Here is a 25,054-nt window from a genome sequence, read left to right as displayed (position 1 = left end):
AATCCGTGTAATATCCGGCCAAGCCCGATCCGGGTTAAAATCATCCGGATCGCGACGGCCTGAAAGGGATGGAAAAAATCTAGAGATCGAGCACCAGATGCGGCACGCCGTTCGAGGTCTTCCTCGGCGAGACGCCGTCGGCATCGATCTGCGCGTTCACACGCCGGCGAAAGGCCGAAAAGCTCTCGAAGGAGACGACGTCAACCGGCTCGTCGAAATGGATGGTGATCCTGTGGAGATCGCCGCCCGGCAGGGCCGAAAGCGCCAGAATCTCGCCGGTGAACGGCTGGTTGAGATAACGGCCGCGAATATGCGCACCGACGAAGAGTGGCGTCTTCGGGCTGGTATTGGGCTTTGCCGCAAGGGCTGCGAGCGTGTTCCAATCGCGCGCGCCGTGCTGGCGGGCAATCATTTCCAGGGCCGCACTGTGGGTCAGCGGGGTGCCGCGATCGTTCATCGCCTGGCGCAGGCGCTTGGCCTGGACCTTCAATTCGTCGATGGCAGGATAGGTCGTCGTCATGGAGTGAGCCTTCGCAAGGCATGCTCTTCGACTGTGGATGGGAGCTCGCATTGCCGCCAGTCAGCATGCACAAAAGGCCGTGACCATGATCGCGAGGGCTTCACCATGGATTTTCATCCGCGAGCGGCTGGTGCCTCGAACCGGCCCTTTGTATGCGCGAACACCGCAGACATGTCAAGAATGGCGCATCCGCGCCGGGAATGAGCAAATTTGGGGCAAATCTGCATGAAATCGGTGCATTTTTCCTGCAAGTTTCGCGGAAGCATCCAATCTTAACGGTATTTTTCAGCCTCCGTCAGCATTCTTCAGCCAATATCCTGTCCTATACCAAGCGGAGGCTAAAAGGGCCTTTCAGATGCACCTCGACTCAGAACACCGCAAGCCGGAACGTGCTTACAGGGAATTCAATCTCGACAGGCCCGGCAACATCATCTTCGTCGGCCATCACCTCAGCACCGGAACGCAGGTGCGCTGCCTGATTCGCACGATCACGCTCGCCGGCGCCCTGCTCGAAGTCAGCCCCAACCTGGAAATGCCGAGCCATTTCTTCCTCGAAATTCTCGGCATCCATGACGAAATCGGCTCGACCGTGGTCAAGCGCGAAGGCGAATGGGTGACGATCAGCTTCAACATGCTGCTCAATCCGGAATTCCTGCACCACGTGCTGCGACTGAGCTTCGAAAGCTGAGGCCTTTTTCCGTCTGCGATTTATCGGGACGCAACGTCTTTCTCTCCTCGCCCCGTCTTGCGGCCAGACGCGAGATGGCGGAAGCGGCCCAGAGGAATCCGCGCCATTCCGGCCCTTCGAGCGGGTCGGCGAAGGGATCGCGGCGCACCCGCCTGTGATAGATCTGCAATTCATTGAAGAGAACAACCCAGTTGAGAAGCATTGCTTCATCCTCCATCTATTGGCTCATGCACTGGAGCTAAGCCTTCGCGCCCTTCCGATGTAGAGGCGCGGGAGAAAGGGGGTTTTCATCATGAAAGATGCGAGCTGGGACGACCTGCAACTTTTCTTCCATGTCGCGACCGGCGGCGGGCTTTCGGCGGCAGCCGCGCGCACCGGGATTAGCGCGCCGACGATCGGCCGGCGCATGCTGGCGCTCGAACGGGCGACCGGGCGCTCGCTCTTTAGCCGCAGCCCGACCGGCTATCTGCTCGCCAAGGACGGACAGGAGCTGCTCGATCGCGTCCGGCTGATGCAGGATGCGGCGCGGTCGATCTCCGACTGGCGCGGCGAGGTGCTGACACTGCCGATCGTCTCGACGGCCGCCGACAGCTGGACCTCGCGCTTCATCGCCGATCATCTCAGCAGCGTCTGGACGCCGAAGGACAGCTTTCGCATGTGCTACAAGACCTGCGACACAGGCGTCGATTTCACCTATCGGGAAGCGCATATCGCCATTCGCCACAGCCGGCCGGAGAGCGGCAATGTCGCGATCCGCCCTTCGGTCAAGGTGGCGCATGCGGCCTACCAGGCGGCAGATTATGACGCAGCCAACTGCAACTGGATCTCGCTCGGCACCGATACCGCCATCACGCCGGCCGACAAATGGACGTACGAACAGCCGGATTACTGGATTACCAGCTGGACGAACACACCGCATATGCTGTTTCACCTGATCCGCGGCGGTGCCGGCCGCGGCGTGCTCCCCTGTTTCATCGGCGATCAGGAGCGCAACCTCGTCCGCGCTGGCCCTCTCATCGACGAACTGACCTATGACATGTGGATCGTTGCGCATGACGACGAGCGGCAACGGCCGGAGGTCAGGATCGTCATCGACCGCCTGGCGGCGCTCTTTGCCGGTCATGAAGATCTGTTTGCCGGGCAGCGGCCGTTGGTATGAGGCGAAAACGCGGGCCTCTCGACCCGCGTTTCCTCAAGTTACTGCGAACGGCTCATTGCTGCGAACGACTCAGGCAGCGAGATGCCGCTCGATCTCGTCGACCGGCATATTGGTATAATCCTTCGCCACCTCAGCGGTGATCACCGCCTGCGTATCGGCGCGGAGCGCCGGCCGCAATGTGCCGAGCGCCTTCGGCGGGGCAACGAGGACGATGCGACGGGCATTCTTTTCCTGCACCAGCTCATCGAGCTTTTCCGCCACCTGTTTCAGAAATTCGGCTTCGGCCTGATCCTGCCAGCTGGTCTCCTCGACAGCGCTGCCGCTGAAGCCGTCTGCGGCATGGGTCCGGCCGGGCTTATCGGCGCCAATTTCGCGATCCGGCGCGCTCGGCTGCGTCAGGGTTTCCAGCACCTTCAGGTTCACCAGCTGGGCATCGCCGGCATTCTGCATGATCAGAGCCTTGGCTCCATCACAGACCACCACCCATGATTCCCAAGGGATTTTGACGTTGGTCATATTCAACTCCTCGCTGTCGTCATTCGAAGCGCGCCGTGCTTCATCGATCAAGGCAGAACGCCCGGCAATTGAAAGAGTTCGGGAAATTGCGCCGAAATCGAACGCCCGGCGCTCCGGCCGGCCTATGGCAGCTGTGACATCATCAATTTCGCCAAGCTGCGCCACCGGCACCTCGGCCATAGCCTCATCGACATGGCCCGGAGCACATTACCGACGGCGCTGACGGATATTTCGCCGGCAGAATCCCCGGCTCGAATGAAAGCCCCGCGTCCCGATAATGCACATCGAGCGTCCCGCTTGGGAACAAAATTTAAACTCGTTAAAATTGTCATTTTATCTTTGACGAATGTGCAAAACATTCATGTGACGTTGGCTGGAGCAAGAACCCCAAATGTGCCCTGACTGACGGAGAATGTAAGATGACTATGCTCCGCGCTACCCACCTTGCCACGGTCAAATCCGCTGTCTACGACCTGCGCTGGGAAGAGTTCAGCGTCAAGCGGCCAGCCCGCATCGTCGCCGTCCGGCCGTGCCTCACCGGCGTCTCCATGCGAAGCGCCGAGATCATCGACATCTCGCAGGGCGGCGCCACGTTCATCGTATCGACCACCGCCGGTCTGCCGAAGCATTATTATCTCAACATTCTCGGCCTCGCCTATCGCATCGGCTGCGCAGAGGTCTATCGCCACAAGGAACGCATCGGCGTACGGTTCATCAACATCATGGACCCCGAGGTTCTGCGCCGCGTCGTCCGCACCGATTTCCTCGTCGGCAACATGGAAGCGATCGCCGCCCGGCGCGCGCCGATCTTCAGGGCGTGAACCGTCCCGTAACAGGCTTGCTGCAGAAATAATCTTGCTTGCGTTGGCCGGGCCCGGGCCTATTGTTTCGTCAATTGTCAATATGCCCGGGAAACTGCCTTCGCATGTCCGCCTTTTCGCGCTTCACTCCCCTCGCCAGCGCCCTGCCCTCCACAGTTCCCTTCGTCGGCCCCGAGGCGATCGAGCGCCAGCGCGGACTTGCCGTTCTCGCGCGCATCGGCGCCAATGAGAACGGCTTCGGCCCGGCCGCTTCGGTATTTGCGGCGATGCGTGAGGAGGCCCGCAATATCTGGAAATACAATGATCCGGAGAATTTCGCGCTGAGGCAAGCGCTTGCCGCCCATCTCGGCGTCTCCCCCGCCAATATCGCCATCGGCAGCGGCATCGACGAATTGCTCGGCCAGATCGTCCGGCTGGTGATCGAGCCGGGCGCACCCGTCGTCACCTCGCTCGGCGCCTACCCGACCTTCAACTTCCATGTCACCGGTTTCGGCGGCCGGCTGGTGAGCGTTCCCTATGCCAGCGACCGCGAGGATCTCGACGGCCTGCTCGATGCCGTCAAACGCGAGAATACGCCGCTCGTCTATTTCGCCAATCCCGACAATCCGATGGGAAGCTGGTGGGATGCCGAGAGCATCGTCGCGTTCGCCCGGGCGCTGCCCGAGACGACGCTGCTGGTGCTCGACGAGGCCTATAGCGAGACCGGGCCGGCAGGGTCGCTGCCGTCGATCGCCTCACTGATTGAACTGCCGAACGTCGTTCGCACCCGCACTTTCTCGAAGGCCTACGGGCTTGCCGGCGCACGCATCGGTTATGTGATCTCGACGCCGGGCACGGCGCAGGCCTTCGACAAGATCCGCAATCATTTCGGCATGAACCGGCTGGCGACGGCGGCAGCGCTCGCCGCCCTCAAGGACCAGGCCTATCTCGCCGAGGTGGTCGGGAAAATCCACGCGGCGCGGGAACGGATCGGCGGCATCGCCCGGGCGAACGGTCTCAAGCCCCTGCCCTCGGCAACGAATTTCGTGGCGATCGACGCCGGCCGCGACGGCGTTTACGCACGCGCGATCGTCGACGGACTGATGGAACGCGGCGTCTTCATCCGCATGCCAGGTGTCGCGCCGCTCAATCGCTGCATCCGCGTCAGCGTCGGGCCGGAGACTGACATGGCGCTCCTCGAAGACGCGCTGCAGCAGGTGCTGAAAAAGATCGGCTGATAAATGGCAAGAACCGCGACCGGTGGAGGATCCCGGTCGCGGCTCGCTTCTCCCGGCATCGGCCCCGTCCAAAGCGCCCCGCCAGCCCCCTCTTTCCGAGGTTGTTATATCGTCCTGCCGAATGCCGGCAGGTTGGTTTCAGTGAACCGTCATCCATTCGCGGGCAGCGCGCAGCGCTGCGACGATCTGCATCTTGTCCATGGCGGCGGCGACGTCGGCACGAAGCTCGGCGGCGCGATCGTTGCCCTTGATTGCGGCGATGTTCAGCCACTTGTGGGCAGCGACGAGATCGATTTCGCAGCCGCGGCCGGTCGCATACATCAGACCCATTTCGCAGAAGACATCGGCGCTGTTGTCGCCACCCATGGTGGCCGTTTCAGCATTGTGCATTTCAAAGCGTGCCATCGGTTTTATCCCTGTTAGCCTGTTTATGACTTACCCTGTTTTACCTCGGGGCCTTGCCGTCTATCGCGGCTTGCGGCCCTTGCGGTCCGGCGGGTTTGCCCCGCTCGTTTGATGGGTTCACTATGCCAAACGGCTTTCAAAAAACGCCTAAAATGCATGATTAATTTGAGACAAACAAAGTGCAAATGCTTGGTAAATTTGGGTTTTTGTTAAACATCGGATGCCTTGCGAATTAAGGATTTCGGCTTCAATTTTACGAAAGATTCATATTTGAAAATAAAGGGATCGTTCATCATGAAATCAGCAGGCGACATCGCTGCACGTTCGCCAGACAGCTTTTTTCCCGTGTTTTTCCCCCGGTTTCAGAGAAGCGACGGCGCGTATTTACCTTTACGTTCGCGTCAGTTATTTTCGCGACCGATCAAGGACATCATGGAGGAAAAGATGATCCGCAGCTTCGTTCTCGCCGCAGCCGTAACAGTGATCGCGGGTATCGCGCATGCCGAGGAGCCGATTGTCGGCAAGTGGAAGACGGCCGCCGGCGATACGGCAGTGATCGCATCCTGCGGCGGCAGTTATTGCGTGACGCTGAAGACCGGCAAATATGCCGGCCGGAAGATCGGCACGCTTGCCGGAACCGACGGCAGCTATGCCGGCGAAATCACCGACCCGGCCGCCGAGAAAACCTATAGCGGCTCCGGCAAGATTTCCGGCGATTCGCTGAGGATGCAGGGCTGCGTGATGAAGATCCTCTGCAAGTCGCAGACCTGGACGCGGCTCTGAGAGAATACGGGGCGGATAGCCGGGCCGGGCCGATATGTGTTAGAGTGTACACACTTCAGCACAGGAGTGTTCGAAATGGCCGCCAGCACGACCATGACAATTCGGGTCCGCCCCGACATCAAAGAAAAGCTCGAAAGGATTGCGGCCGACACGCAACGCAGCAAATCATTCCTCGCCGGCGAGGCCGTAGCGGCCTATGTGGAGCGCGAGCTTGAAATCATCGAGGGTATCAAACGCGGTATGGCCGATGCGGCAGCCGGGCGCGTTATACCGCACGATCAGGCTGTCGCCGAAATGCGTCAGGTCATAAAGGACGCCAAGCGGAAAAAGACTCCGCGCGGATGAGGCCGGTTCTTTGGTCGAAGGAAGCACACCAGGATAATCTGGAAATTCTGCGTTACATCGCAAGCGACAACCCCGATGCCGCCGAAAGGGTGCTGGACGCCATCGAGGATGCCGGCAAGAAACTTGGCGAATTTGCAACCGGTCGGCTGGGACGAGTAACCGGCACTTATGAAAAATCCCTCACCCGGTTCCCCTACATCATTTCCTATGAGCTGCGGCCGATCGCGGGACGTGAAAGCGTCGTCATCTTGCGTGTAATCCATACCGCGCGGGATTGGCCGACCCAAGAATAGCCGAGCCGACTTATAAGCGGATCGCAAAGCATCCCGCTCAGACATCATCCGACACGCCAAGCATGTCGACGCCGGCGACCTAGCCGAGCCTGCCCCGCAAGCTGAACGGAGGATGAACTGGTATCTCAGCACTCGTTCAGCCGTCGCATGGCAAAACTCATGCCACGATGAAGTGCGTATCGGGGGTAAGGCGATGAACATCTATATTTTTGCAAGACGCTTCAGCATCATCACGCTGTTTGCGGCGATCTTCGCGATCACCTTTTCAGCGGTCGTGGTGCACAATGGCGGCGGCGGCGCCCAGTCGCATTTCGGGGCGAGCTATACCTGCCTGGAGAGAAACGGCAACTTCTGCGCGCCGTCGGTGCGATGACTAGAGCGCATCCTGCGATGCGCTTCAGGTCTTTGATTTATGCATGTCGTTGCCCCAAAACCGCTGCGCACTTTTGGGCGACAACCATTCGCATCCCACAGGCAAGAAGATAAAATAATCGGATTCCGCCGGCGCGCGTCGTTTGCTTGTCAAAAACAACTCTCTATAATGCGCCATGAACAAACGAATCTCCCCTTTGTCGCCGCTCGACATATCCTCACCACCCCCTTTCCAGCCGCAGAGCTTCGATGATCCCGCCAAGGCCGTGGAAGCGCTGACGGCGCTTTATGAGCGCAATACGGCGTTCCTGATCAAGAGCTTCACCGAGCTTGCGCAGGGCGCGCCGATCTCTTCCCGCTACCGTGCTTTCTATCCGCAGGTCAGCATCGAGACGACAAGCTTTGGCCATGTCGATTCGCGTCTTTCCTACGGCCATGTCACGGCGCCGGGCATTTATACGACGACAGTCACCCGGCCGAAGCTCTTCAAGCATTACTTGAAGGAGCAGCTGGCGCTCTTGGTGAAGAGCCACAATGTTCCTGTCATCGTCTCGGAATCGACGACGCCGATCCCCTTGCACTTCGCCTTCGGCGAGGGCGCGCATGTGGAAGCATCGACCAACGCCTTCATCGACGTTCCGATGCGCGATATTTTCGATACGCCCGACCTCAACACCACCGATGACGAGATCGCCAACGGCGAATATATCCCGCCGCCGGGAGAGCCCTCGCCGCTGGCGCCGTTTACCGCGCAACGCATCGACTATTCGCTCGCCCGCCTGTCGCATTATACGGCGACACATGCCGAGCATTTCCAGAATTTCGTGCTGTTTACGAACTACCAGTTCTATATCGACGAATTCTGCGGCTGGGCGCGCAAGCTGATGGCGGAGGGCGGCGACGGCTATACCGCCTTTGTCGAGCCCGGCAATGTCGTCACCCTGCCCGGCTCGAACGCGCCGGAAACGGATGCGACGCTGACCCGCCTGCCGCAGATGCCGGCCTACCATCTGAAGAAGAAGGGCCATGCCGGGATCACCATGATCAATATCGGCGTCGGCCCCTCCAACGCCAAGACGATCACCGACCACGTCGCCGTGTTGCGCCCGCATGCCTGGCTGATGCTCGGCCATTGCGCCGGTCTCCGCAACAGTCAGCGGCTCGGCGATTATGTTCTCGCCCACGCCTATATGCGCGAGGACCATGTTCTCGACGACGACCTGCCGGTCTGGGTGCCGATTCCGGCGCTGGCCGAAGTGCAGGTGGCGCTGGAAGCCGCCGTCGCCGAAATCACCGGCTATGAGGGTTTCGAGCTGAAACGCATCATGCGCACCGGCACGGTCGGCACGATCGACAACCGCAACTGGGAACTGCGCGACCAGCGCGGGCCGGTGAAGCGGCTCTCCCAGGCGCGCGCCATCGCGCTCGATATGGAATCGGCGACGATCGCCGCCAACGGCTTCCGCTTCCGCGTGCCCTACGGCACGCTGCTCTGCGTTTCCGACAAGCCGCTGCACGGCGAATTGAAGCTGCCGGGCATGGCAACGGCTTTCTACCGCACGCAGGTCAACCAGCATCTGCAGATCGGCATCCGTGCCGTCCAGAAGCTGGCCGCCATGCCGAAGGAAGCGCTGCATTCGCGCAAGCTGCGCAGCTTCTTCGAAACGGCCTTCCAATAGGCCGTTTCCTCATCTCTCCGTGAGAGGCACCGACTGCTGCGCGAGCATCTGCGGCCTGCCGGCGGCCATATTCAGCCCTGCGATCAATAGGGTGAAGGCCAGGAAGGCGAAAGCGACGCGCTGGAGAATCTTCAGCCCATCGCTTTCGAGGAACTCCGGCTCACGCTTTTCATGGCGGCGCGCCCAGATCTGGCTTGCCAGCGTAATTTCAAGAATACTCATTGCCATTCTCCTCGACAGGTTTCGACGAAGCCTTGTCGAGTGCTGCCTTGCGATTTCGACATAGGACCGGCACAAAAGATTTTTTTCCGTCGCTGTCGAAATGCGTCTGGCTCGGTCGTCCAGGGTTATTGAACACTCACATTCAACACTTACAGGGAGGCTGTCTGCGATGAAATATCTCTGTCAGGTCTGGTTCGATGGCGGGATACTCGACGCCATGACGAAAGAGGAGAAGGCCGAGCTCGACACCAATTCCTGGAACTATGACAAGGACCTCGTCGAAAGCGGCCATATGATCGTCGCCCAGGCGCTGCAGCCGCCGAAAGCGGCGGTGACCGTGCGGGTGCGCAATGGCGAGATGTCGGTGACGGACGGTCCCTTCGCCGAGACGAAGGAGGCGCTCGGCGGCTTCATCCTGATCGAGGCGAAGGATCTCAACGAAGCGATCCGCGTTGCCGCCGGCATCCCGCTTGCCAAACTCGGCGCGATCGAGGTCAGGCCCATTCATGCCTTCGGCAAACAAGCGTGAGGAGACGGCGATGAAATATCTTTGCCAGGTCTGGTTCGAAACCGCAAAAATCAGCGCCATTTCCGCCGAGGACGGCGAAAAGCTGACGCAGGATTCGATCATCAACGACGACAGGCTGCGCGACAGCGGCCACCTGCTGGTGGCGCTGGCGCTGCGCGAGCCCTCGACGGCGATGACGGTCAGGGTCCGCGACAATGCGGTGACGGCGACCGATGGCCCCTTCGCCGAAATCAAGGAACATCTCGGCGGCTTCGTGCTGATCGAGGCAAAAGACATGGAAGAAGCAACCGCAATCGCCGCCACTTTTCCCGTGGCGCGCTACGGCTCGATCGAGGTGCGGCCGGCCTATTCGATCAAGGAGGAGTGCTGAACCATGCGCTACATCTGCCTGATCTACAATTGCGCCGACACCGACGGCACACTGACCTCGGCAGAGACCGATGAACTCGTCAAAGCGCATTTTGCCTTCGACGAGGAACTGCGTCGCGACGGCATCATGATCCATGCCGATGCACTTGAGATGCCCGACAAGGCGACCGTGCTGTGTGTTCGAGACAACAGGCTCTCGGCCACCGACGGCCCCTATGTCGAGACGAAGGAGCATCTGGCCGGTTTCTATGTGATCGAGGCGCCTGGTATCGAGAAAGCCAGGGAGATTGCCGGGCGGATTCCTTCGGCGCGTTTCGGCGCCGTCGAACTGAGGCCCGTAAGAATGCTGACCCTGCCGGACTGAGGTGGACCTTGGAAAGTGTGATCGAGGAAATCTACCGAACGCAGTCGCGCCGGGTGCTGGCGACGCTGATCCGCCTGCTCGGCGATTTCGATCGAGCCGAGGAAGCGCTTCACGATGCCTTCGCCGCTGCCACCCGAACATGGCCGACGGACGGCATTCCCGGCAATCCGGTCGCCTGGCTGGTTTCGACGGGACGTTTCAAGGCGATCGATACGATAAGGCGGCGGGCGCGCTTCGATGCTTCTCAGCACCACATCGAGGACAGTCTCTACACGCCGGATGCCAAGGAAATCGGCGACATGGAACCGATCGAGGACGACATGCTGCGGCTGATCTTCACCTGCTGTCATCCCGCCATTCCCGCCGATGCGCAGATGGCGATGGCGCTTCGGGAAATCTGCGGTCTGACCACCGAAGAGATCGCCCATGCCTTCCTTATTCCGGCGCCGACTGTGGCACAGCGGATCGTGCGCGCCAAGAGCAGGATCCGGGCGGCGAAGATCCCTTACGAGGTGCCTGCCCGCGAGGCGCTGCCTGCGCGGCTCGACCAGGTGCTGCACGTCATCTACCTCGTCTTCAACGAAGGTTATTCGGCCTCTTCGGGTGAAGATGTGATCCGCGCCGACCTGACCGAAGAGGCAATACGACTCGCACGGCTGCTTCTCCAGCTGCTGCCGCATCCCGACGTTTCCGGCCTGCTGGCGCTGATGCTGCTGCAGGATTCCCGCCGTTCCGCCCGTCACGGCGAAGAGGGATCGCTGGTGCTGCTTGCCGATCAGGACCGCTCGCTTTGGGATCATGGGAAGATCGCCGAAGGCCTGGCACGGCTTGGCGAGGCGATGCGGGCGGAAGAGATCGGCAGCTATACGCTGCAGGCGGCGATCGCCGCCGAGCATGCCAGGGCGCCCACCGCCGAGGAGACCGACTGGCGGCGGATCGCCTTCTATTACGATCTGCTTCTGGCGGCCCAGCCCTCGCCGATCGTCGAGCTCAACCGCGCCGTGGCGATCGCGATGGCGGAAGGGCCGGCCAAGGGGCTGGATCTGATCGACGCCATTTTCGGGCGCCGGGAGCTGCAGGCTTATCACCTCGCCCATGCGGCGCGCGCCGATTTCCTGCGCCGGCTTGGCCGGAGGCAAGAGGCGATCGCCGCCTATGAAACGGCGCTGTCGCTCTGCCGGCAGGAGCCGGAGCAGGCGTTTTTGAGGAAACGGATTTCAGACCTTGCCGCGACGCCCGAGCGGCAGTGAGATTGCCGTGCCGGTCAGCGCCGAGACGATGATCAGCAGGTGGGCGTTGACGCTTGCCTGCGCCAGCGCCGCCAGAGCCAGCCGCTCGCTCGAGGCGCCCAAGGCAATGGCGCCGGCGGTGATGCCGGCCGGATAGGTGCCGACGCCGCCCGGCGCATGTACCGGCAGCACGGAGGAGAGCTCGCCGCCGAGCGCGCCGCCGAAGCTTGCCGCCATCGGCAGCACGCCCATCAGGCCGAGCGCCCAAGCCAGCACCATCACCTTGACCAGCCAGTTGACGACGGTCATCGCCCAGGCGCGCGCAAAAGCGGTGGCATCGAGCGGCAAGCCGTTTTCGATCTCGGCGACGAATTTCTGGGCCTTATCAGGCAGCAGCCTGGCGGCGAGACGCAGCAGCGGCTTGCGGGCGGCAAAGGCTGCGACCGGCAATAGCAGAAAGGCGGTCCAGAGCGACCAGGCAACAACCGCATTGGCGGCGGCGGCGGCAAAGCCGATGCCGGCGGCAGCCAGAAGTGCGTGCAGGTCGAGCAGCCGCATGACGAACAGCGCCGAGGTTCCGCGCGTCAGCGGAATGCCGAATTCGCTGCGCATCAGTAGCGGAAAGCTGGTTTCACCGGTACGGAAGGGCAGCATGATGTTCAAGAGGTTGTGGATCTGCGTGACGCGGAAGAGGACCGCGAACCGGCCGGCCGTCTCCTTGGGGAAATAATCATAGATGCGCCAGGTGCGCAGGAAATAGGTGCTCGTCAGGAGTACCAGCGCCCCGATCACCGGGCCGGCGCCGACATCGGCCCACTGCCTGATGATGACAGGCCACCCCCAGAACCATTGGATGAAGAGCGCATAGGCTGCGACGATGACGACCGTCAGAACGGTCATGCGATTGCGCATAAACCAGGATTGCCGGCTTTCAACGATCGAACTCTTCATGTAGTAGGCATTCCTCGCTTGGGTCGGCATGGGACCGGTCCCGTTGCCAGGCCTTTTAAGAGAAATGCAGGTTGCGCACAACGGCGGAGTTGATGGCGATGGGGGCGAAGGCGCTTCCCGCCGACGATCCGAGTGCTGACTGGTAAATGACATGCCTTTGCCGGCTTGCCATGGAGATCGATGTTGGAGCGGATTACCAGAAGCATTACGAGCGCCAGCATTTTGCTGGCAGTCTATTTCCTGCTCAACATCGCGCTGCGCATCGCCTTGCCGCATACGCTCGATCTCGACGAGGCGGAGCAATCCTTCTATTCACAATATCTGCTTGCCGGCTACGGCCCGCAGCCGCCCTTCTACAACTGGATTCAATATGCCATCGTTTCGGTGACCGGCATATCGATGTGGGTGCTGTCGGTGCCGAAGAACATCATTCTCTTCGGCTGCTATCTGTTCTACGGGCTTGCGGCCCGCGAGGTGCTGAAGAACCGTTCGCTCGCAGCCCTCGCCATGCTGAGCCTGATCACCCTGCCGCAGGTGGGTTTGATGGCGCAGCGCGAATTGACGCATACCGTCGCCCTGCTGTTTGCGACCTCGCTCTTCCTCTTCGGGTTTTTCCGCACGCTGCGCCAGCCGACGATCGCAAGCTATCTGATCATCGGCATCGCCACCGGCATCGGGCTCATCTCGAAATACAATTTCGCCATCCTGCCGGCTGCCGCCCTCCTCGCCGTGCTGCCGGACCGGGAATGGCGCAGCCGTCTCATCGACTGGCGTTTGCTGCCGGCGATCGCCCTCGCCATTCTGATCGTGCTGCCGCATGCGCTCTGGCTGCCTGACAATCTCACCAGCGCCTCTGCGCCGACGCTGGAGCGGATGACCGCCGAAGACCTGGCGCCCGCCGGCCTGCCGCGCATCGGACAGGGACTGTTGTCTCTCGTCATCGCCGTCCTCGGCTTCGTCGCATTGCCGATCGTTCTCGTCGCGGCCGCCTTCCGACGCGATTTCTTTCGCGCGCTCTCCTCTTCCAGCCCGATGATCCGGGTGATCGAGCGGATGATGCTCATCAGCCTGGTCGCCTTCGTCGGCGTGGTCCTCTTTGCCGGCGCCAGCGATATCCACGAGCGCTGGCTCGACCCGTGCCTGCTCGTCCTGCCGCTCTATCTGTTCCTGAAACTGGAAACCGCAGATCTCGATCTCTCCGCCGGCCTTGCGCGCTTCCGGCCCGTGGTGCCGGTCTTCATGGTCGTTATCCTGTCGATCCTTCTCTTCCGGATCGTCGGCATTCAATATATCGGCACTTATACGCGAACGAACGTCCCCTTCTCCGGCTACGCGGCTGAGCTGACCGCGACCCGCAAGCCGGTTCTGATCGTCGCCGGAACCAAGTTCGTGGCCGGCAACATGAAACTGGAGTTTCCCGACGTTCCCGTCGTGATCCCGTTCTTCCCGGGTTCCGGGGTTCCCGAATATGCAACTGCGAAGGGGCCGGTGCTGGTTATCTGGCGCGGCGAGACCGCCGATGACCCAACGATTTCGCCCGGTTTTGCCAACGATCTCGTCAGATCGGGCATTCATCTGCAGGAGTTGAAGACGCTGACGCTGCCCTATCTCTTTGGTGACGGCAAACGCAGCTTCTCCATCGGTTACTCCTGGGTGGAGGGAGGCGCGACATAGCGTTGCGGCTGGTCAGCCGATTGCGGGGAAACCGGCATTGCCCGCTGGCAACCGGCGGACACTTCATGTACTAGCCTTCCGCAAGCGTGGCGGCGGCAGTAAGATTGCTCGGCCGCCCGGCCTTTTGGAGATGAAAGTTGCAGACAACGGTAGAGCCCATTCGCGGTACGAATGATCCGGTACAATCGCTCGAGCTGTCGCTGGTCGTGCCCATTTTCAACGAAGAGGAAAGCGTCGGCCCGCTCGTCGAGCGTGTCGTGGCTGCGATGGCCGCCTATCCCCATCGCTGGGAGCTGATCCTCGTCGATGACGGCAGCACGGATGCGACGCTCGTCAACGCCCGCAAATTCGTCGGACGTGACGGGCTGGCGCTCAGAATCGTCGAGCTGCAGCGCAATTTCGGCCAGACCGCCGCCATGCAGGCCGGTATCGACACCGCCCAGGGCCGGCTGATCGCGACGATGGACGGCGACCTGCAGAACGACCCGAAGGACATTCCTGCGATGGTCGCCGAACTGGAACGGCGCGAACTCGACCTGCTGGTCGGCTGGCGCAAGAACCGCAAGGACGGTCTGTTCCTGCGCAAGATCCCCTCCTGGTGCGCCAACTACCTGATCGGCCGCATCACCGGCGTCAAGCTGCACGATTACGGCTGCAGCCTGAAGATTTACCGTGCCTCGATCATCAAGCAGGTCAAGCTGATGGGCGAAATGCACCGCTTCATCCCCGCCTGGGTAGCCGGCGTCGTCCCGAGCTCGCGCATCGGCGAGATGGCCGTCACTCACCATGCCCGCGAGCACGGCGTATCGAAATACGGCATTTCGCGCACCTTCCGCGTCATCCTCGACCTGCTGTCGGTGATGTTCTTCATGCGCTACAAGGCGCGGCCGGGGCATTTCTTCGGCTCGCTGGGGCTTGGCCTCGGCGCGGTCGCGATGCTGATCCTCATCTATCTCGGCTTCGACAAGTTCATCATGGGCAATGATATCGGAACGCGCCCGATGCTGATGGTCGGCGTCGTGCTGCTGCTGTCGTCGGTGCAGATGATCACCACCGGCATCCTGGCGGAAATGATCGCGCGCACCTATTACCGCGACGACGCCTCTCCGAATTATATCGTGCGGCAGATCTTCGACGATCAAAGCCAAGCCTAAGCCGGCGGCATGATGCTGGAGCGCGTAACGAGGACGATCAGAACCGCGGGCCTGCTGCTTGCGGCCTATTTCGTGCTCAACATCGCCCTGCGTATCGCACTTCCGCATTCGCTGGAGCTCGACGAGGCCGAGCAATCCTTCTTCTCGCAATATCTGCTGGCGGGCTACGGCCCGCAGCCGCCCTTCTACAACTGGATGCAATATGCCGTCGTTTCGCTGACGGGCATGTCGATCGGCGCGCTGATCGTTCCGAAGAACATCCTGCTGTTCCTATCCTATCTCTTTTATGGCCTTGCCGGGCGGCGCGCGCTGAAGGACGAGATGCTTGCCGCCATCGCCATGCTGGCGCTGATCACCCTGCCCCAGGTCTCCTACATGGCCCAGCAGGATCTGACCCACACGACGGCGCTGCTCTTTGCCAGCTCGCTGTTTCTCTACGGCTTCTTCCGCACGCTCGACCGGCCCGATATGGCGAGCTACCTGCTGCTCGGGCTTGCGACCGGCATCGGGCTGATCTCGAAATATAATTTCGCGCTGATGCCGGTCGCCGCCTTGATCGCCATATTGCCCGATGCCGAATGGCGGCGCAGGGCGTTCGACTGGCGCATATTGGCCGCCGTCGCCATTGCGCTCGTTATCGTCCTGCCGCATGCGATCTGGCTGCGAGACAATCTCGCATTCGCCTCCTCCGATACTCTGGTCAAGATGGCCGCCGGCAACGAACCCGCCGGCATCGTGCGGATCGGCAAGGGTCTTCTCGCCTTTCTCATCGCCATCGTCGCCTTTGCGGCGCTGCCGGTGGCGATCTTCGCCGCCGCCTTCCGCCGGGATTTTGTCCGGGCGCTTTCGGCCGGCAACCGCTGGACCGGAATGATGGAGCGGATGATGCTCACAAGCCTTGCCGGCATCGCTCTCATCGTGCTGTTCACCGGCTCCACCACGGTGCGTGAGCGCTGGCTCGACCCCTTTCTGCTGGTGCTGCCGATCTATTTCCTGGCGAAAATGCAGGCTGCCGGCATCGACCTTTCGGCCGGATTGCGCCGCCTCCGGCCGGTGGTGCCGGTGCTGATGGCCTGTGTGCTGATCGCACTCAGCTTCCGCGTCGTCGGCGCCGGGCTGATCGGCACTTACAGCCGGCCGAATGTGCCGATGGCGGGTTTTTCGCGCGAGATGACGCGACAGGCGGAACCGGCACTGGTGATCGCCTCCGACACCTATATCGGCGGCAACATGCGGCTGCAATTTCCCGATGTGCCGGTGGTGATCCCGGATTTTCCGGCACCGGGCATTCCGGCCTATGCCGAGGCCAAGGGGCCAGTGCTGATCGTCTGGCGCGGCAAGACGACGGCGACGGCTGCAGACGCGGTCATGCCGGATCGGTTTTCATCGGCGCTGACGGCCGCGGGCATTGCGGCGCAGGAGATCGGCTCGCTGTCACTTCCCTATTATTTCGGCCGCCAGGGCGACAATTTCGCACTCGGCTACGCCTGGGTGCAGCCGGGGACCAAGTAGATGACCGAGAGCAAGCTTCGCGACATCAGGTGGATCTTCGTTCTCCTGGCCGCCTATTTCGCGCTTCAGGTCGGCGTGCGGCTCGCAACCTCACATTCGCTCGACCTCGACGAAGCCGAACAGGCCTTCCGCTCGCAATGGCTTGCCGCCGGCTACGGCCCGCAGCCGCCCTTCTACAACTGGCTGCAATATACCGTCTTTCAGTTTACAGGCGTCTCGCTTGCCGCGCTTTCGCTCGTGAAGAACCTTCTGCTGTTCATTTCCTACCTGCTCTACGGCCTGACCGCGCGCCTTATCCTGCGCGACAAGGCGCTGGTGGCGATCGCCACCCTCGGGCTGCTGACCCTCCCGCAGATGGCTTTCGAGATGCAGCGCGACCTGACGCATACGGTCGCGGTGTTCTTCTCGGCCAGCATCTTTCTCTACGGCTTCATCCGCAGCTTGAAGCAGCCAAGCCTTGCCTCCTATCTGATAGCAGGCATCGGCATCGGCTTCGGCCTGCTTGCCAAATATAATTTCGCGATCCTGCCGGCGGCAGCCCTGATTGCCGCGCTTTCGGATGCCCGCCTGCGGCCGCGGATCTTCGATTGGCGGCTGGTGCTGACGGCGACGGTGGCGCTCATCATCACCCTGCCGCATCTCTTCTGGCTGAAGGACAATCTCGATTTCGCCACCGCGCGCACGCTGGAGAAGATGACCGCGAGCGGCCATGCGAGCTATCCGGCGCAGGTGGCCATGGGTATCGGCTCGCTTGCTCTCGCCATCATCAGCTTTGCCGGATTGACCGTGGCGGTATTCGCCATCCTCTTCGGCAAGGGCCTTCGTCCGGCGCTGACGGAGAGCTCGCAATGGACGCGGCTGCTCGAGCGGATGATGTTCGTCTTCCTGGTCGGCATTCTGTTGTTGATCGTCTTCGGCGGCGCTGCCGGCATCAAGGATCGCTGGCTGGTGCCGATGCTCTTCATCCTGCCGCTCTATTTCTGCCTGAAGATCGAGGCAGCGGGCGTCGTGACCGGCCGAGCGTTCCGGCGGTTCATGGCCGTCATCGCCATCATCATGATCGGCGTGCCGGCAGCCCTTTACGGCAGCGTCGCAGCCGCACGTTTCACCGGCCATTACGAGCGGCTGAACAGGCCCTATGCCACGATGCTGGAAACCCTGCGCCAACAGGCCGAACCGGCGGCGATCCTTGCCGGCGACAGCCTGCTTGCCGGCAACCTCAGGCAGGATATTCCCGGCGTGCCGGTCCTTTCGGTGGATTATCCCGGCTTCCACCCGGATCTTTCAGGCCGGCGCCCGCTTCTCCTGGTGTGGCTTCTCCCCAAGGGCGGCAGCGAAGCGCTGCCGCCTGATATGGCGGAATGGCTGCAGGCCAATCTCGGCGCGCCCGCACCCGAGGCATTGGTAATCGACACCCCCTATTTCTACCGGCGCGGCGACGACCGCTATCGTTTCGGCTATGCCTGGGTCAACCAGCAGCCCTGAGCGCGACATGTGCGTTGCCGCAACTCGAGGTCCGTCTTGTCGCGCCTCCGGCGGGGACTATCACGCCGATATTGCACGCTTGATGACTATCAAATGGCTGCAGATGCAAGCCAAAAACACGGATATGAAAAGGAAGGTCCCAAGCGGTTGGGATAGCGGCAGGAACGACCAGTCGCCCCGTTGAAATTGAGGCAGCGCAAACTCGGAAAGGCCGGCTTGCGCAACGGCTCCCCGCACCATGGTTAGACCGGTCGCGATCAGCGCGATATGGGCATGGATGAATCCTGAGCGGCGGTGTCTTTGCGGCTGCATGGCCACTCGAATCCCGAAAATCGATGCCAGCATCAACAGGACCGTGGCGCTCCAAACTCCAACGCCGGGTACCGCCAAAAGCAGATAGATGGGCTCGCGCATGACCGGAAGAATTGTCATATACAGCCACCAGGCGAAGGCGCTTGAGGGGTGGCTTTCCAGGAGCGGCATGCTGAGAACGAAGATCGATGCTATCGCGTAAGCCAGCGATGGCCCCAGTCGCATCAGCGTGGAAATAGCGATCCGCATGCGGCGTTCCATCTTTAACCTCAGAAGGGGATAGGCGATGTTGATTGATTTCCACTCAAGAAGTCGCAAGGCAGGTGATGCCTACCTTGGATAGTAGGCATTTTTATCACACTGTCGCATTCCGGCGAAGACCGCCTCTCTCGCTTTTTTGTGAGTATATGCTTAAATTCTTGAGTTGTTAGCTTTTTTTCACGATGATTACCGGTGAACGCATCCGAGTCTTCGGTAAGAGTGTCTGATGGGGATCAAATTGCCAATGTTGCAGATCAGAGCTGGAACTAAATGCATCGCGCTTTTGATAGCGACGGGAGCGATTTTAGCTGGTTGCCAGTCATCCGGCGTTGATGGCCTTGCTGCTTATGGCGATAGTGCAAAGACCGTCGAGGATGACTCAGCCGTCGCCTTCTATAAGAACGACGAGTTGATCACCACCGGCAAGCTGCAGTTCCAGGAAAAGAACTACGGAAAATCTTATGCCATTTACAAGCGAGCGGTTGACGTGTTTCCGCAGGATCCGGCCGCTTGGCTAGGCTTGGCGGCCTCCGCCGACATGGTTGCCCGCTTCGACACATCAGACCGCGCCTATCAGCAGCTCTCGCGAATGATCGGCAACACCCCGGTCTACTACAACAATATCGGATATTCTCACCTGTTACGCGGTGACTTGCGCACCGCCAGACGGTATTTCCTGAAAGCCTATGAGCTTGATCCCGGAAACGAAGTCACTGCCCGCAATCTGGAATTGATGAAGAACAGCGTGAATTACGCTCAGCGGGGATAGGTGGCCCCTTCGGCGATCTGCGTCGATGAGAGCGCCCTTGCCGCATTGCGCGCATCGGCGCCGCCCCCTGGCAGCGTCCGGCGATGGTTTTGGAGATTTCGGTGGCGTCGTTGTTTACCGTGCCTTGCGAAGGATGAGCTGACCTTCCGGCGAGAGTGTTCGTTCGTAACGCGGCAGGTCACTCACTGAAATGCCCCCGGCTTCGATGGATGCCAGAGTGTTATCCGGAGTTTGCGTTTCCGCCGGCATGGCACGGGGTGCGAAAAATTGTGCCGGTTCCTTGCCGGGCGCGCTGAGGACCAAGGCTGACCCCATGCGTGTGACGCTGGTGTCGCTGCGCATCCGTTCGTTCATCGACAAAACAGCCTTTTGCAGGCTATCCATCTCCTGGCGGATAAGGGCGACGTCGTCGGCCTTGGCATTGTCCGCGATGTGGCCCGACTGCTTTTCCATTTGCCCTCTCAGGCCATCGATAGACCTTTTGAGCGCGGCAATGGTCTCGCGGCTCTCGCGAACATCCGCTGAGTTTTTGGCGGTATAGATGAGAACACCGGCATTCACAGGCAGGAGCATCAGGAGCAAACCGACGAGCAACGGGCTTTTTGAGCCTCTCGGCTCTATTGCTGGCGTCTTGCTTGGTTTTGCGCGGTCTGCTTCGACCTCGATACTTGGGATGCTGGTCATTCGTTTACTCCCCCGTAAGTCATCAAATCTGCGTTGGCCGCGATCAGTACCAGGTCCGCAATCATTCCGATGTAAACACGCCTTCCCACGCCCGTTCGAGCATATCGAGCGACGCGTTTCCGGCTATGCCGTTGAACTCGCAGTAGGAACCGACGAAATCCAGAAGATATTTCGGATGGTAGCAAGATGCCAGCACATCGCCTTTGTACTTGCGATCGTAGAACAGGTTCAGGTCTGGATCACAGACAGCCAATCCGGTGCTGCTGGCATAGGATTTGAAAATTCTGATATATTCGTCGCGCGACGGCGTGTTCACAAAGATCTTATACTTGAGTCGCCGCAAGCCCGCCTCGTCGGAAAGGTCCTTCGGTGCGATATTCGTCGAAAACACCACCAATTCGTCAAAGGGAACCCTGAACTTCTTGCCGGTGTGCAGCGTCAGGAAGTCATATCCACGCTCGAGCGGCACAATCCAGCGATTGATGAGCGCCTGCGGCGCCACTTGTTGACGCCCGAAGTCGTCGATGATGAAAACACCGCCTGATGCCTTCAAGTGTATGGGCGCTTCGTAGACATTCGGTCCTTCGTTGAAGGTGAGGTCGAGCTGATCGAGGGTCAATTCCCCGCCCGTCTTGATCACCGGACGGCGGCACTCGATCCATCGTTGATCCGCTTTCGGATGGGATTCCGTGTCAGTCTCCGATACGGGGTGATGCACTGCTTCGTCATAGAAACTGATGACATGGCCGCCGACCTCGATGGCATAGGGCACCCAGATCGTTTGGCGAAACAGTTGCGACGTCCGCTCGGCGATGCTCGTCTTTCCGTTGCCGGGTGGTCCGTAAAGCAGGATAGAGCGACCGGAGTTGATGGCAGGGCCGAGCTTTTCGACCAAAACATCCGAGAGCACCAGCCCGTCAAGGCTGTCGTTCAGCCGCTCCGGGGTCACGCGCTCGTCATGGATGGACTGCAAACCGACTTGCCGACAGAACGCGTCCAGCGATACCGGCGCCGGGCCGACATATTGGCTTTGACGCGACGCCGCGTGGGCATATTCGAACCCCTTCATGGAAAGCGCATACCGAATATCGGATCGCACATCCTCACCAGCCAAGCCGCGCGCCTCGAGATAGGCGAGTTTCACGAGCTCCTTGATCAGGATATTGACGATCACTTTCGGCAATTTCATCCGGTCGGCCAGATGAGATGCCGTGGTCGTATCCTGCTCGGCCGCGCATTTTGACGCCAGCCGAAGCAGGAACGACGGATCCAGTCCGGCCTGTTCGATGCTTGCCGGTGCCATCGGCATACGCGGATCGAGGGAAATGATGGCCTCGTTACGATTCTGTTCGAGCGAATACTGCATACGACCTCGCTTGGCTCAACCGCCGGGTTTCATGCCGATGAGAAGACTGACGACACGCATAACAACGGGTACAAGAACGATGACGAGGCTTACCGGGAAAAGGAACGCGCCGAGCGGCAGCAGCATCTTGACCGGCAGGGCGTTCGCCTTTTCCTCCGCGCGCACGATACGGAGGTCGCGCATTTCCTTGCAGTAGACCCGCAGCGTCTGCGTTACGCTGGTCCCGAGTTCTTCCGATTGGCGGAACAGAACGGACAGGGCCCGGGCTTCGTCAATCCTCAGGCGGATGGCAAGGTTGGCGAGCGCCTCACGCAAGCGCCGGCCGCCCCGCACTTCCAGCATCATGATCGAGAGATGCAGGCCGAAGTCCTGCTGCTTGGCAACGAATTCCCGGGCAACACGGTTCGCCGCCGCCTCGATGCTCATGCCCGCATCGAGGCAGACGATCAGCATATCCATGAAATCGGGAAAGAGGCGGCGGTACTCCCTCTCCTTGGCGGCGCCACGCCGGTCGATATAGATGTTGACCAAAATAAAGGTCGACCCCGCAGCAAACATGCCAAGGATCAGCGTCACCACCTGCGACATATCAGGCGCGAACCGGTTTAAGGCCCAGACCGCTGCGACCAGCATGCCGATACAGATCACCGCGCGAACCACCTGGAAGGTGGTCACGGCGCCGGCAGCGAAATACCCCGCCCGGATCAGCCGGTTCTGGGTAGAGTTCACATTGGTGTCACGTCGCGTAATTTCGAAATAGCGACGGATCAGGCGGTTTTCCGCCTCGCCGAGATCGGCAATCGTCGTATCGCCAAGATGGAACTCGTCGCCTGATGCCGCCGAGCTCTTCGACACCCGGACCGAGACCTCGCGCTGTCGGAAAAACAATTCCGATGCTGCTGCGGAAAAGATCAGCACTGCAAAGAAGACGATGAGATAAATTCCATACTCACTCGACATAACAGCCTCAGTACTCGAAGTTGACCATCTTGTAGAGAATGACATTCCCGATCGCCATGACGGCCAGCAGCACGCTCACCACCATGGTTCCGTGGCCGCTATCCCAAACGGGATCGAAGTAGGTCGGCGACAAGGTCTTGATCATCGCGTAGAGCAGGAACGGATACCCCGACATGAAGATCGCCGTGATGCGTCCTTCCGAGGAAATCGCCTTGACCTTTGCCTTCAGCATATACCGGTCGCGCAGCGTCTTCGAAAGGTTCTGCAGGATCTCCACGAGGTTTCCGCCGGTTCCGGCCTGCACGCTCAGCGATATTGCAAGCAGGTTCAGATCCTCGACGCCGACCCGGTCGGCCAAGTTGACGAGGGCATCGTCCAGCGTCACGCCGTAGGTGAGCTCATCCGAGAGGAGGCCGAACTCGGTGCCGATCGGATCGGGCATCTCGCGTGCCACCAAAGAAATCGCCGCCGGCAGCGGGTGGCCGGCGGCCAAGCTGCGATTGGCGACATCGAGCGCTTCAGGAAGCTTCAGTTCGAACTTCCGCATGCGGCGCGCCCGGGCGCGCCAGACGACGAGCGCAGGGATGAGGAGACAGATCAGGAGAAAGACGGGGATCCTGAACAGAGTGCTGGGCACGAGGAACCCCGCGGCCAGCCACGTCAAAAGGGCGCCCGCGATCGCGAAGAGAGCAAATCGCCTGGCATCGAACTTGATTCCGGACTGGGCGTAGAACTGTAGCAGCCGCTGCGTGATGGGGGTTTGCCGCCAACCGCCGCCGGCACCGCGCTCCTTCAGCATATCGCTATAGGTCTTGCGATGATCGTCGCTGACCTCGAGCAAGCTCAGCCGATGGTTCACGGCGCGGTGTCGTTCGGAGCTCTTGAAGTAGTTGCGCATGATCGCTTCGACAGCGACAAGGGCGGCGGTGAAAACGGCGGCGTAAAGCAGAGTGAGGGTCATTGAACAGATCCCGTTTGCAGCGGTTTGCCGGGATCAAAAATCGCCACAGGGATCTCGATCCCGAGTTCGGCAAATTCCTCGACGAACCGCGGCCGGATGCCGGTGGCGCGGAATTCCCCATGGATCCGCCCGCCTTCATCGGTGCCGATTTTCTTGAATTTCATAATCTCCTGCATCTGCACGACTTCGCCCTCCATGCCGGTGATCTCGGAAATCGAGACGATCTTGCGGCTGCCGTCGCTCAGGCGCTGGACCTGCACGATCATGGTGATGGCGGACGAGATCTGCGAGCGAATGCTCAACTGCGACATCGGCATCCCTGCCATGCCGACCATCTGCTCAAGCCGGCCGACAGCGTCGCGCGGCGTGTTGGCGTGAATGGTCGTCATCGACCCCTCGTGACCGGTGTTCATCGCCTGCAGCATGTCGAACGCCTCGTCGCCGCGCACTTCGCCGACGATGATGCGGTCGGGACGCATGCGCAGGGCGTTTTTCAAAAGTTCGCGTTGCCGGATCTCGTTGCGTCCGTCGAGCGTCGGCGGCCGGGTTTCCAGACGCCCGACATGTGGCTGTTGCAGTTGAAGCTCGGCCGCATCCTCGATGGTGATCAGGCGCTCCTTTGGCGAAATCTGCGACGAGAGAGCGTTCAGCAAGGTGGTCTTGCCGGAACCGGTGCCGCCTGAAATGACCATGGACACCTTGCCCTTGACCGCGGCGCTGAGAAGGATGCGCATCGCATCGGCCATGGCGCCATATTGCACCAGGCGCTCCATCGTCAGCGGCTTGCGCGTGAATTTGCGGATGGAAACGAGCGGTCCATCGACCGAGATCGGCCGGATGGCGACGTTGACACGCGAGCCATCCTTGAGGCGGGCGTCAACCATCGGCGTCGACTCGTCGACACGGCGGCCCACCGCCGAGACGATCTTGTTGATCACCCGAAGCAGGTGGTCCTCGTCTTTGAACCGGACGGCGGTACCCTCGAGCTTGCCGCTCCGCTCGACATAGACGCTGTTGTAACCGTTGATGAGAATATCCGCGATTGTGTCGTCGGCCAGCAACGGCTCGATCGGTCCCAGCCCGAGCATCTCATCGGTGATATCGCGGATCAGATCATTGATTTCCTTGGCATTCAGCGGAAAGTTGTTGTTCCGGATATAGTCCTTGACCAACGGCCGGATCTCGGTGGCGATCTCCTCGTTGTCGAGTGTGTCGAGGATCCCGAGGTTGATGCGATCGAGCAGGTAGCGGTGCAGATTGACCCGCTCGGAAACCATGTCCGGCCCGAGCGCAGCCTCTTCGCCGCTCGCAGTGGCGCTGTCGGAAGGTTGGGCAGGCATGTTCTCAACTGCGCCGACCAAAGACAGTTCGGCCGCCTCCAGATCTTCCCGGCTTTCCCCCCGCTGCTTGTAGAAACGCCCGATGATACCGTTCGCCATGTTTCCCACCCCGAA

At 60.7% G+C, this 25,054-nt stretch carries 30 protein-coding genes; 18 read left to right on the top strand and 12 right to left on the bottom strand.

The annotated features are described in order from the left end of the window. Positions 1 to 79: 79 nt before the first annotated feature. On the bottom strand, positions 80 to 520 hold the full coding sequence (locus CO667_RS05605; protein ID WP_097617463.1) for a glyoxalase superfamily protein: 441 nt from the start codon (positions 518 to 520) through the stop codon (positions 80 to 82). 355 nt (positions 521 to 875) lie between these two features. Between CO667_RS05605 and CO667_RS05600 the strand changes: the two genes are divergently transcribed. Continuing rightward, positions 876 to 1,208, top strand: coding sequence for a hypothetical protein (locus CO667_RS05600; RefSeq protein WP_097617462.1), 333 nt, complete (start codon positions 876 to 878; stop codon positions 1,206 to 1,208). On the opposite strand, the gene CO667_RS35760 is transcribed toward CO667_RS05600, so the two are convergent. Continuing rightward, positions 1,159 to 1,410: a hypothetical protein gene (locus CO667_RS35760; protein WP_097617461.1), complete on the bottom strand. Its 252-nt coding sequence runs from the start codon at positions 1,408 to 1,410 to the stop codon at positions 1,159 to 1,161. The genes CO667_RS05600 and CO667_RS35760 overlap by 50 nt on opposite strands. Positions 1,411 to 1,500: 90 nt before the next feature. On the opposite strand from CO667_RS35760, the gene CO667_RS05590 reads away from it, so the two are divergent. Continuing rightward, positions 1,501 to 2,367 carry a LysR family transcriptional regulator gene (locus tag CO667_RS05590; RefSeq protein WP_097617460.1) on the top strand — a complete coding sequence of 289 codons (867 nt, stop codon included), beginning with the start codon at positions 1,501 to 1,503 and terminating at the stop codon, positions 2,365 to 2,367. A gap of 69 nt (positions 2,368 to 2,436) precedes the next feature. Here the strand turns inward: CO667_RS05590 and CO667_RS05585 are convergent, their stop codons facing one another. Beyond that, complete coding sequence (locus CO667_RS05585; protein WP_097617699.1) at positions 2,437 to 2,883, bottom strand: host attachment family protein; 447 nt, start codon at positions 2,881 to 2,883, stop codon at positions 2,437 to 2,439. A gap of 419 nt (positions 2,884 to 3,302) precedes the next feature. Here CO667_RS05585 and CO667_RS05580 point away from each other — a divergent pair, with 419 nt between their 5' ends. Beyond that, positions 3,303 to 3,704, top strand: a complete 402-nt coding sequence (locus CO667_RS05580; RefSeq protein WP_003558031.1) for a pilus protein PilZ — start codon at positions 3,303 to 3,305, stop codon at positions 3,702 to 3,704. A gap of 104 nt (positions 3,705 to 3,808) precedes the next feature. Continuing rightward, a complete protein-coding gene (locus tag CO667_RS05575) occupies positions 3,809 to 4,921 on the top strand; it encodes a pyridoxal phosphate-dependent aminotransferase (RefSeq protein WP_097617459.1) in 1,113 nt (370 codons plus the stop codon). A 138-nt stretch (positions 4,922 to 5,059) separates the two neighbouring features. On the opposite strand, the gene CO667_RS05570 is transcribed toward CO667_RS05575, so the two are convergent. Beyond that, positions 5,060 to 5,326: a sel1 repeat family protein gene (locus CO667_RS05570; protein WP_097617458.1), complete on the bottom strand. Its 267-nt coding sequence runs from the start codon at positions 5,324 to 5,326 to the stop codon at positions 5,060 to 5,062. 444 nt (positions 5,327 to 5,770) lie between these two features. On the opposite strand from CO667_RS05570, the gene CO667_RS05565 reads away from it, so the two are divergent. From CO667_RS05565 to CO667_RS05545, 5 genes are all read left to right on the top strand, one after another. Continuing rightward, on the top strand, positions 5,771 to 6,109 hold the full coding sequence (locus CO667_RS05565; RefSeq protein WP_097617457.1) for a DUF2147 domain-containing protein: 339 nt from the start codon (positions 5,771 to 5,773) through the stop codon (positions 6,107 to 6,109). A 75-nt stretch (positions 6,110 to 6,184) separates the two neighbouring features. Then, on the top strand, positions 6,185 to 6,454 hold the full coding sequence (locus CO667_RS05560) for a CopG family ribbon-helix-helix protein (RefSeq protein ID WP_097617456.1): 270 nt from the start codon (positions 6,185 to 6,187) through the stop codon (positions 6,452 to 6,454). Then, entirely contained in the window at positions 6,451 to 6,747 is a 297-nt protein-coding gene (locus CO667_RS05555) for a type II toxin-antitoxin system RelE/ParE family toxin (protein ID WP_097617455.1), read from the top strand. Before CO667_RS05560 ends, CO667_RS05555 begins: the two co-directional genes overlap by 4 nt. A 193-nt stretch (positions 6,748 to 6,940) precedes the next feature. After that, positions 6,941 to 7,120, top strand: a complete 180-nt coding sequence (locus CO667_RS05550) for a hypothetical protein (protein WP_097617454.1) — start codon at positions 6,941 to 6,943, stop codon at positions 7,118 to 7,120. A 175-nt stretch (positions 7,121 to 7,295) separates the two neighbouring features. Continuing rightward, positions 7,296 to 8,798: an AMP nucleosidase gene (locus CO667_RS05545; RefSeq protein ID WP_097617453.1), complete on the top strand. Its 1,503-nt coding sequence runs from the start codon at positions 7,296 to 7,298 to the stop codon at positions 8,796 to 8,798. Between the two features lie 9 nt (positions 8,799 to 8,807). Here CO667_RS05545 and CO667_RS05540 read toward each other — a convergent pair whose 3' ends face one another. Beyond that, a complete protein-coding gene (locus CO667_RS05540) occupies positions 8,808 to 9,020 on the bottom strand; it encodes a hypothetical protein (RefSeq protein ID WP_245433067.1) in 213 nt (70 codons plus the stop codon). 169 nt (positions 9,021 to 9,189) lie between these two features. Between CO667_RS05540 and CO667_RS05535 the strand changes: the two genes are divergently transcribed. Genes CO667_RS05535 through CO667_RS05520 form a run of 4 tightly spaced genes read left to right on the top strand, consistent with a single transcriptional unit; the run spans position 9,190 to position 11,532 of the window. Beyond that, entirely contained in the window at positions 9,190 to 9,549 is a 360-nt protein-coding gene (locus CO667_RS05535) for a YciI family protein (RefSeq protein ID WP_097617451.1), read from the top strand. A gap of 10 nt (positions 9,550 to 9,559) precedes the next feature. After that, the gene (locus tag CO667_RS05530; RefSeq protein WP_097617450.1) at positions 9,560 to 9,919 is read left to right on the top strand and encodes a YciI family protein; all 360 of its coding nucleotides are present in this window, start codon (positions 9,560 to 9,562) and stop codon (positions 9,917 to 9,919) included. Positions 9,920 to 9,922: 3 nt separating this feature from the next. Then, the gene (locus CO667_RS05525; protein ID WP_097617449.1) at positions 9,923 to 10,282 is read left to right on the top strand and encodes a YciI family protein; all 360 of its coding nucleotides are present in this window, start codon (positions 9,923 to 9,925) and stop codon (positions 10,280 to 10,282) included. A gap of 8 nt (positions 10,283 to 10,290) precedes the next feature. Further along, a complete protein-coding gene (locus CO667_RS05520; protein WP_097617448.1) occupies positions 10,291 to 11,532 on the top strand; it encodes an RNA polymerase sigma factor in 1,242 nt (413 codons plus the stop codon). On the opposite strand, the gene CO667_RS05515 is transcribed toward CO667_RS05520, so the two are convergent. Then, positions 11,500 to 12,462: a lysylphosphatidylglycerol synthase domain-containing protein gene (locus CO667_RS05515; RefSeq protein WP_097617447.1), complete on the bottom strand. Its 963-nt coding sequence runs from the start codon at positions 12,460 to 12,462 to the stop codon at positions 11,500 to 11,502. The two genes, CO667_RS05520 and CO667_RS05515, sit on opposite strands and share 33 nt — an antisense overlap. 180 nt (positions 12,463 to 12,642) lie before the next feature. Between CO667_RS05515 and CO667_RS05510 the strand changes: the two genes are divergently transcribed. The 4 genes from CO667_RS05510 (at position 12,643) to CO667_RS05495 (ending at position 18,287) form a co-directional block, all read left to right on the top strand. After that, positions 12,643 to 14,136 carry a glycosyltransferase family 39 protein gene (locus CO667_RS05510; RefSeq protein WP_097617446.1) on the top strand — a complete coding sequence of 498 codons (1,494 nt, stop codon included), beginning with the start codon at positions 12,643 to 12,645 and terminating at the stop codon, positions 14,134 to 14,136. A gap of 137 nt (positions 14,137 to 14,273) precedes the next feature. After that, complete coding sequence (locus CO667_RS05505; RefSeq protein ID WP_097617445.1) at positions 14,274 to 15,290, top strand: glycosyltransferase family 2 protein; 1,017 nt, start codon at positions 14,274 to 14,276, stop codon at positions 15,288 to 15,290. A gap of 12 nt (positions 15,291 to 15,302) precedes the next feature. Then, complete coding sequence (locus CO667_RS05500; protein WP_097617698.1) at positions 15,303 to 16,802, top strand: glycosyltransferase family 39 protein; 1,500 nt, start codon at positions 15,303 to 15,305, stop codon at positions 16,800 to 16,802. Beyond that, on the top strand, positions 16,803 to 18,287 hold the full coding sequence (locus CO667_RS05495) for a glycosyltransferase family 39 protein (protein WP_097617444.1): 1,485 nt from the start codon (positions 16,803 to 16,805) through the stop codon (positions 18,285 to 18,287). It abuts the gene before it with no gap. A gap of 60 nt (positions 18,288 to 18,347) precedes the next feature. Here CO667_RS05495 and CO667_RS05490 read toward each other — a convergent pair whose 3' ends face one another. Further along, entirely contained in the window at positions 18,348 to 18,848 is a 501-nt protein-coding gene (locus tag CO667_RS05490) for a hypothetical protein (protein ID WP_097617697.1), read from the bottom strand. Positions 18,849 to 19,104: 256 nt separating this feature from the next. Here CO667_RS05490 and CO667_RS05485 point away from each other — a divergent pair, with 256 nt between their 5' ends. Next, positions 19,105 to 19,629, top strand: coding sequence for a tetratricopeptide repeat protein (locus CO667_RS05485; protein WP_097617696.1), 525 nt, complete (start codon positions 19,105 to 19,107; stop codon positions 19,627 to 19,629). A gap of 114 nt (positions 19,630 to 19,743) precedes the next feature. On the opposite strand, the gene CO667_RS05480 is transcribed toward CO667_RS05485, so the two are convergent. The 5 genes from CO667_RS05480 to CO667_RS05460 all read right to left on the bottom strand — a co-directional run bounded on the left by CO667_RS05480 (position 19,744) and on the right by CO667_RS05460 (position 25,039). Beyond that, positions 19,744 to 20,313, bottom strand: a complete 570-nt coding sequence (locus CO667_RS05480) for a hypothetical protein (protein ID WP_097617443.1) — start codon at positions 20,311 to 20,313, stop codon at positions 19,744 to 19,746. A 61-nt stretch (positions 20,314 to 20,374) separates the two neighbouring features. Then, a complete protein-coding gene (locus CO667_RS05475) occupies positions 20,375 to 21,679 on the bottom strand; it encodes an AAA family ATPase (protein WP_097617442.1) in 1,305 nt (434 codons plus the stop codon). Positions 21,680 to 21,694: 15 nt separating this feature from the next. Beyond that, a complete protein-coding gene (locus CO667_RS05470) occupies positions 21,695 to 22,639 on the bottom strand; it encodes a type II secretion system F family protein (RefSeq protein ID WP_097617441.1) in 945 nt (314 codons plus the stop codon). A 7-nt stretch (positions 22,640 to 22,646) separates the two neighbouring features. Continuing rightward, positions 22,647 to 23,600 carry a type II secretion system F family protein gene (locus tag CO667_RS05465; protein WP_097617440.1) on the bottom strand — a complete coding sequence of 318 codons (954 nt, stop codon included), beginning with the start codon at positions 23,598 to 23,600 and terminating at the stop codon, positions 22,647 to 22,649. After that, entirely contained in the window at positions 23,597 to 25,039 is a 1,443-nt protein-coding gene (locus tag CO667_RS05460) for a CpaF family protein (protein WP_097617439.1), read from the bottom strand. Before CO667_RS05460 ends, CO667_RS05465 begins: the two co-directional genes overlap by 4 nt. Positions 25,040 to 25,054: the final 15 nt, after the last annotated feature.

The sequence above is a fragment of the Rhizobium sp. L43 genome (assembly GCF_002531725.1).
Taxonomy (GTDB): Bacteria; Pseudomonadota; Alphaproteobacteria; order Rhizobiales; family Rhizobiaceae; genus Rhizobium.
The sequence above is the reverse complement of the archived record's forward strand: the minus strand, read 5'-3'. Positions and strand labels throughout refer to the sequence as shown.

Excerpts from the sequence above, each read along its gene's own strand:
- CO667_RS05605 (WP_097617463.1), bottom strand. The coding sequence starts at position 520 with ATGACGACGACCTATCCTGCCATCGACGAATTGAAGGTCCAGGCCAAG.
- CO667_RS05600 (WP_097617462.1), top strand. The coding sequence starts at position 876 with ATGCACCTCGACTCAGAACACCGCAAGCCGGAACGTGCTTACAGGGAA.
- CO667_RS35760 (WP_097617461.1), bottom strand. The coding sequence starts at position 1,410 with ATGCTTCTCAACTGGGTTGTTCTCTTCAATGAATTGCAGATCTATCAC.
- CO667_RS05590 (WP_097617460.1), top strand. The coding sequence starts at position 1,501 with ATGAAAGATGCGAGCTGGGACGACCTGCAACTTTTCTTCCATGTCGCG.
- CO667_RS05585 (WP_097617699.1), bottom strand. The coding sequence starts at position 2,883 with ATGACCAACGTCAAAATCCCTTGGGAATCATGGGTGGTGGTCTGTGAT.
- CO667_RS05580 (WP_003558031.1), top strand. The coding sequence starts at position 3,303 with ATGACTATGCTCCGCGCTACCCACCTTGCCACGGTCAAATCCGCTGTC.
- CO667_RS05575 (WP_097617459.1), top strand. The coding sequence starts at position 3,809 with ATGTCCGCCTTTTCGCGCTTCACTCCCCTCGCCAGCGCCCTGCCCTCC.
- CO667_RS05570 (WP_097617458.1), bottom strand. The coding sequence starts at position 5,326 with ATGGCACGCTTTGAAATGCACAATGCTGAAACGGCCACCATGGGTGGC.
- CO667_RS05565 (WP_097617457.1), top strand. The coding sequence starts at position 5,771 with ATGATCCGCAGCTTCGTTCTCGCCGCAGCCGTAACAGTGATCGCGGGT.
- CO667_RS05560 (WP_097617456.1), top strand. The coding sequence starts at position 6,185 with ATGGCCGCCAGCACGACCATGACAATTCGGGTCCGCCCCGACATCAAA.
- CO667_RS05555 (WP_097617455.1), top strand. The coding sequence starts at position 6,451 with ATGAGGCCGGTTCTTTGGTCGAAGGAAGCACACCAGGATAATCTGGAA.
- CO667_RS05550 (WP_097617454.1), top strand. The coding sequence starts at position 6,941 with ATGAACATCTATATTTTTGCAAGACGCTTCAGCATCATCACGCTGTTT.
- CO667_RS05545 (WP_097617453.1), top strand. The coding sequence starts at position 7,296 with ATGAACAAACGAATCTCCCCTTTGTCGCCGCTCGACATATCCTCACCA.
- CO667_RS05540 (WP_245433067.1), bottom strand. The coding sequence starts at position 9,020 with ATGAGTATTCTTGAAATTACGCTGGCAAGCCAGATCTGGGCGCGCCGC.
- CO667_RS05535 (WP_097617451.1), top strand. The coding sequence starts at position 9,190 with ATGAAATATCTCTGTCAGGTCTGGTTCGATGGCGGGATACTCGACGCC.
- CO667_RS05530 (WP_097617450.1), top strand. The coding sequence starts at position 9,560 with ATGAAATATCTTTGCCAGGTCTGGTTCGAAACCGCAAAAATCAGCGCC.
- CO667_RS05525 (WP_097617449.1), top strand. The coding sequence starts at position 9,923 with ATGCGCTACATCTGCCTGATCTACAATTGCGCCGACACCGACGGCACA.
- CO667_RS05515 (WP_097617447.1), bottom strand. The coding sequence starts at position 12,462 with ATGAAGAGTTCGATCGTTGAAAGCCGGCAATCCTGGTTTATGCGCAAT.
- CO667_RS05510 (WP_097617446.1), top strand. The coding sequence starts at position 12,643 with ATGTTGGAGCGGATTACCAGAAGCATTACGAGCGCCAGCATTTTGCTG.
- CO667_RS05500 (WP_097617698.1), top strand. The coding sequence starts at position 15,303 with ATGCTGGAGCGCGTAACGAGGACGATCAGAACCGCGGGCCTGCTGCTT.
- CO667_RS05495 (WP_097617444.1), top strand. The coding sequence starts at position 16,803 with ATGACCGAGAGCAAGCTTCGCGACATCAGGTGGATCTTCGTTCTCCTG.
- CO667_RS05490 (WP_097617697.1), bottom strand. The coding sequence starts at position 18,848 with ATGCGGATCGCTATTTCCACGCTGATGCGACTGGGGCCATCGCTGGCT.
- CO667_RS05485 (WP_097617696.1), top strand. The coding sequence starts at position 19,105 with ATGTTGCAGATCAGAGCTGGAACTAAATGCATCGCGCTTTTGATAGCG.
- CO667_RS05480 (WP_097617443.1), bottom strand. The coding sequence starts at position 20,313 with ATGACCAGCATCCCAAGTATCGAGGTCGAAGCAGACCGCGCAAAACCA.
- CO667_RS05475 (WP_097617442.1), bottom strand. The coding sequence starts at position 21,679 with ATGCAGTATTCGCTCGAACAGAATCGTAACGAGGCCATCATTTCCCTC.
- CO667_RS05470 (WP_097617441.1), bottom strand. The coding sequence starts at position 22,639 with ATGTCGAGTGAGTATGGAATTTATCTCATCGTCTTCTTTGCAGTGCTG.
- CO667_RS05465 (WP_097617440.1), bottom strand. The coding sequence starts at position 23,600 with ATGACCCTCACTCTGCTTTACGCCGCCGTTTTCACCGCCGCCCTTGTC.
- CO667_RS05460 (WP_097617439.1), bottom strand. The coding sequence starts at position 25,039 with ATGGCGAACGGTATCATCGGGCGTTTCTACAAGCAGCGGGGGGAAAGC.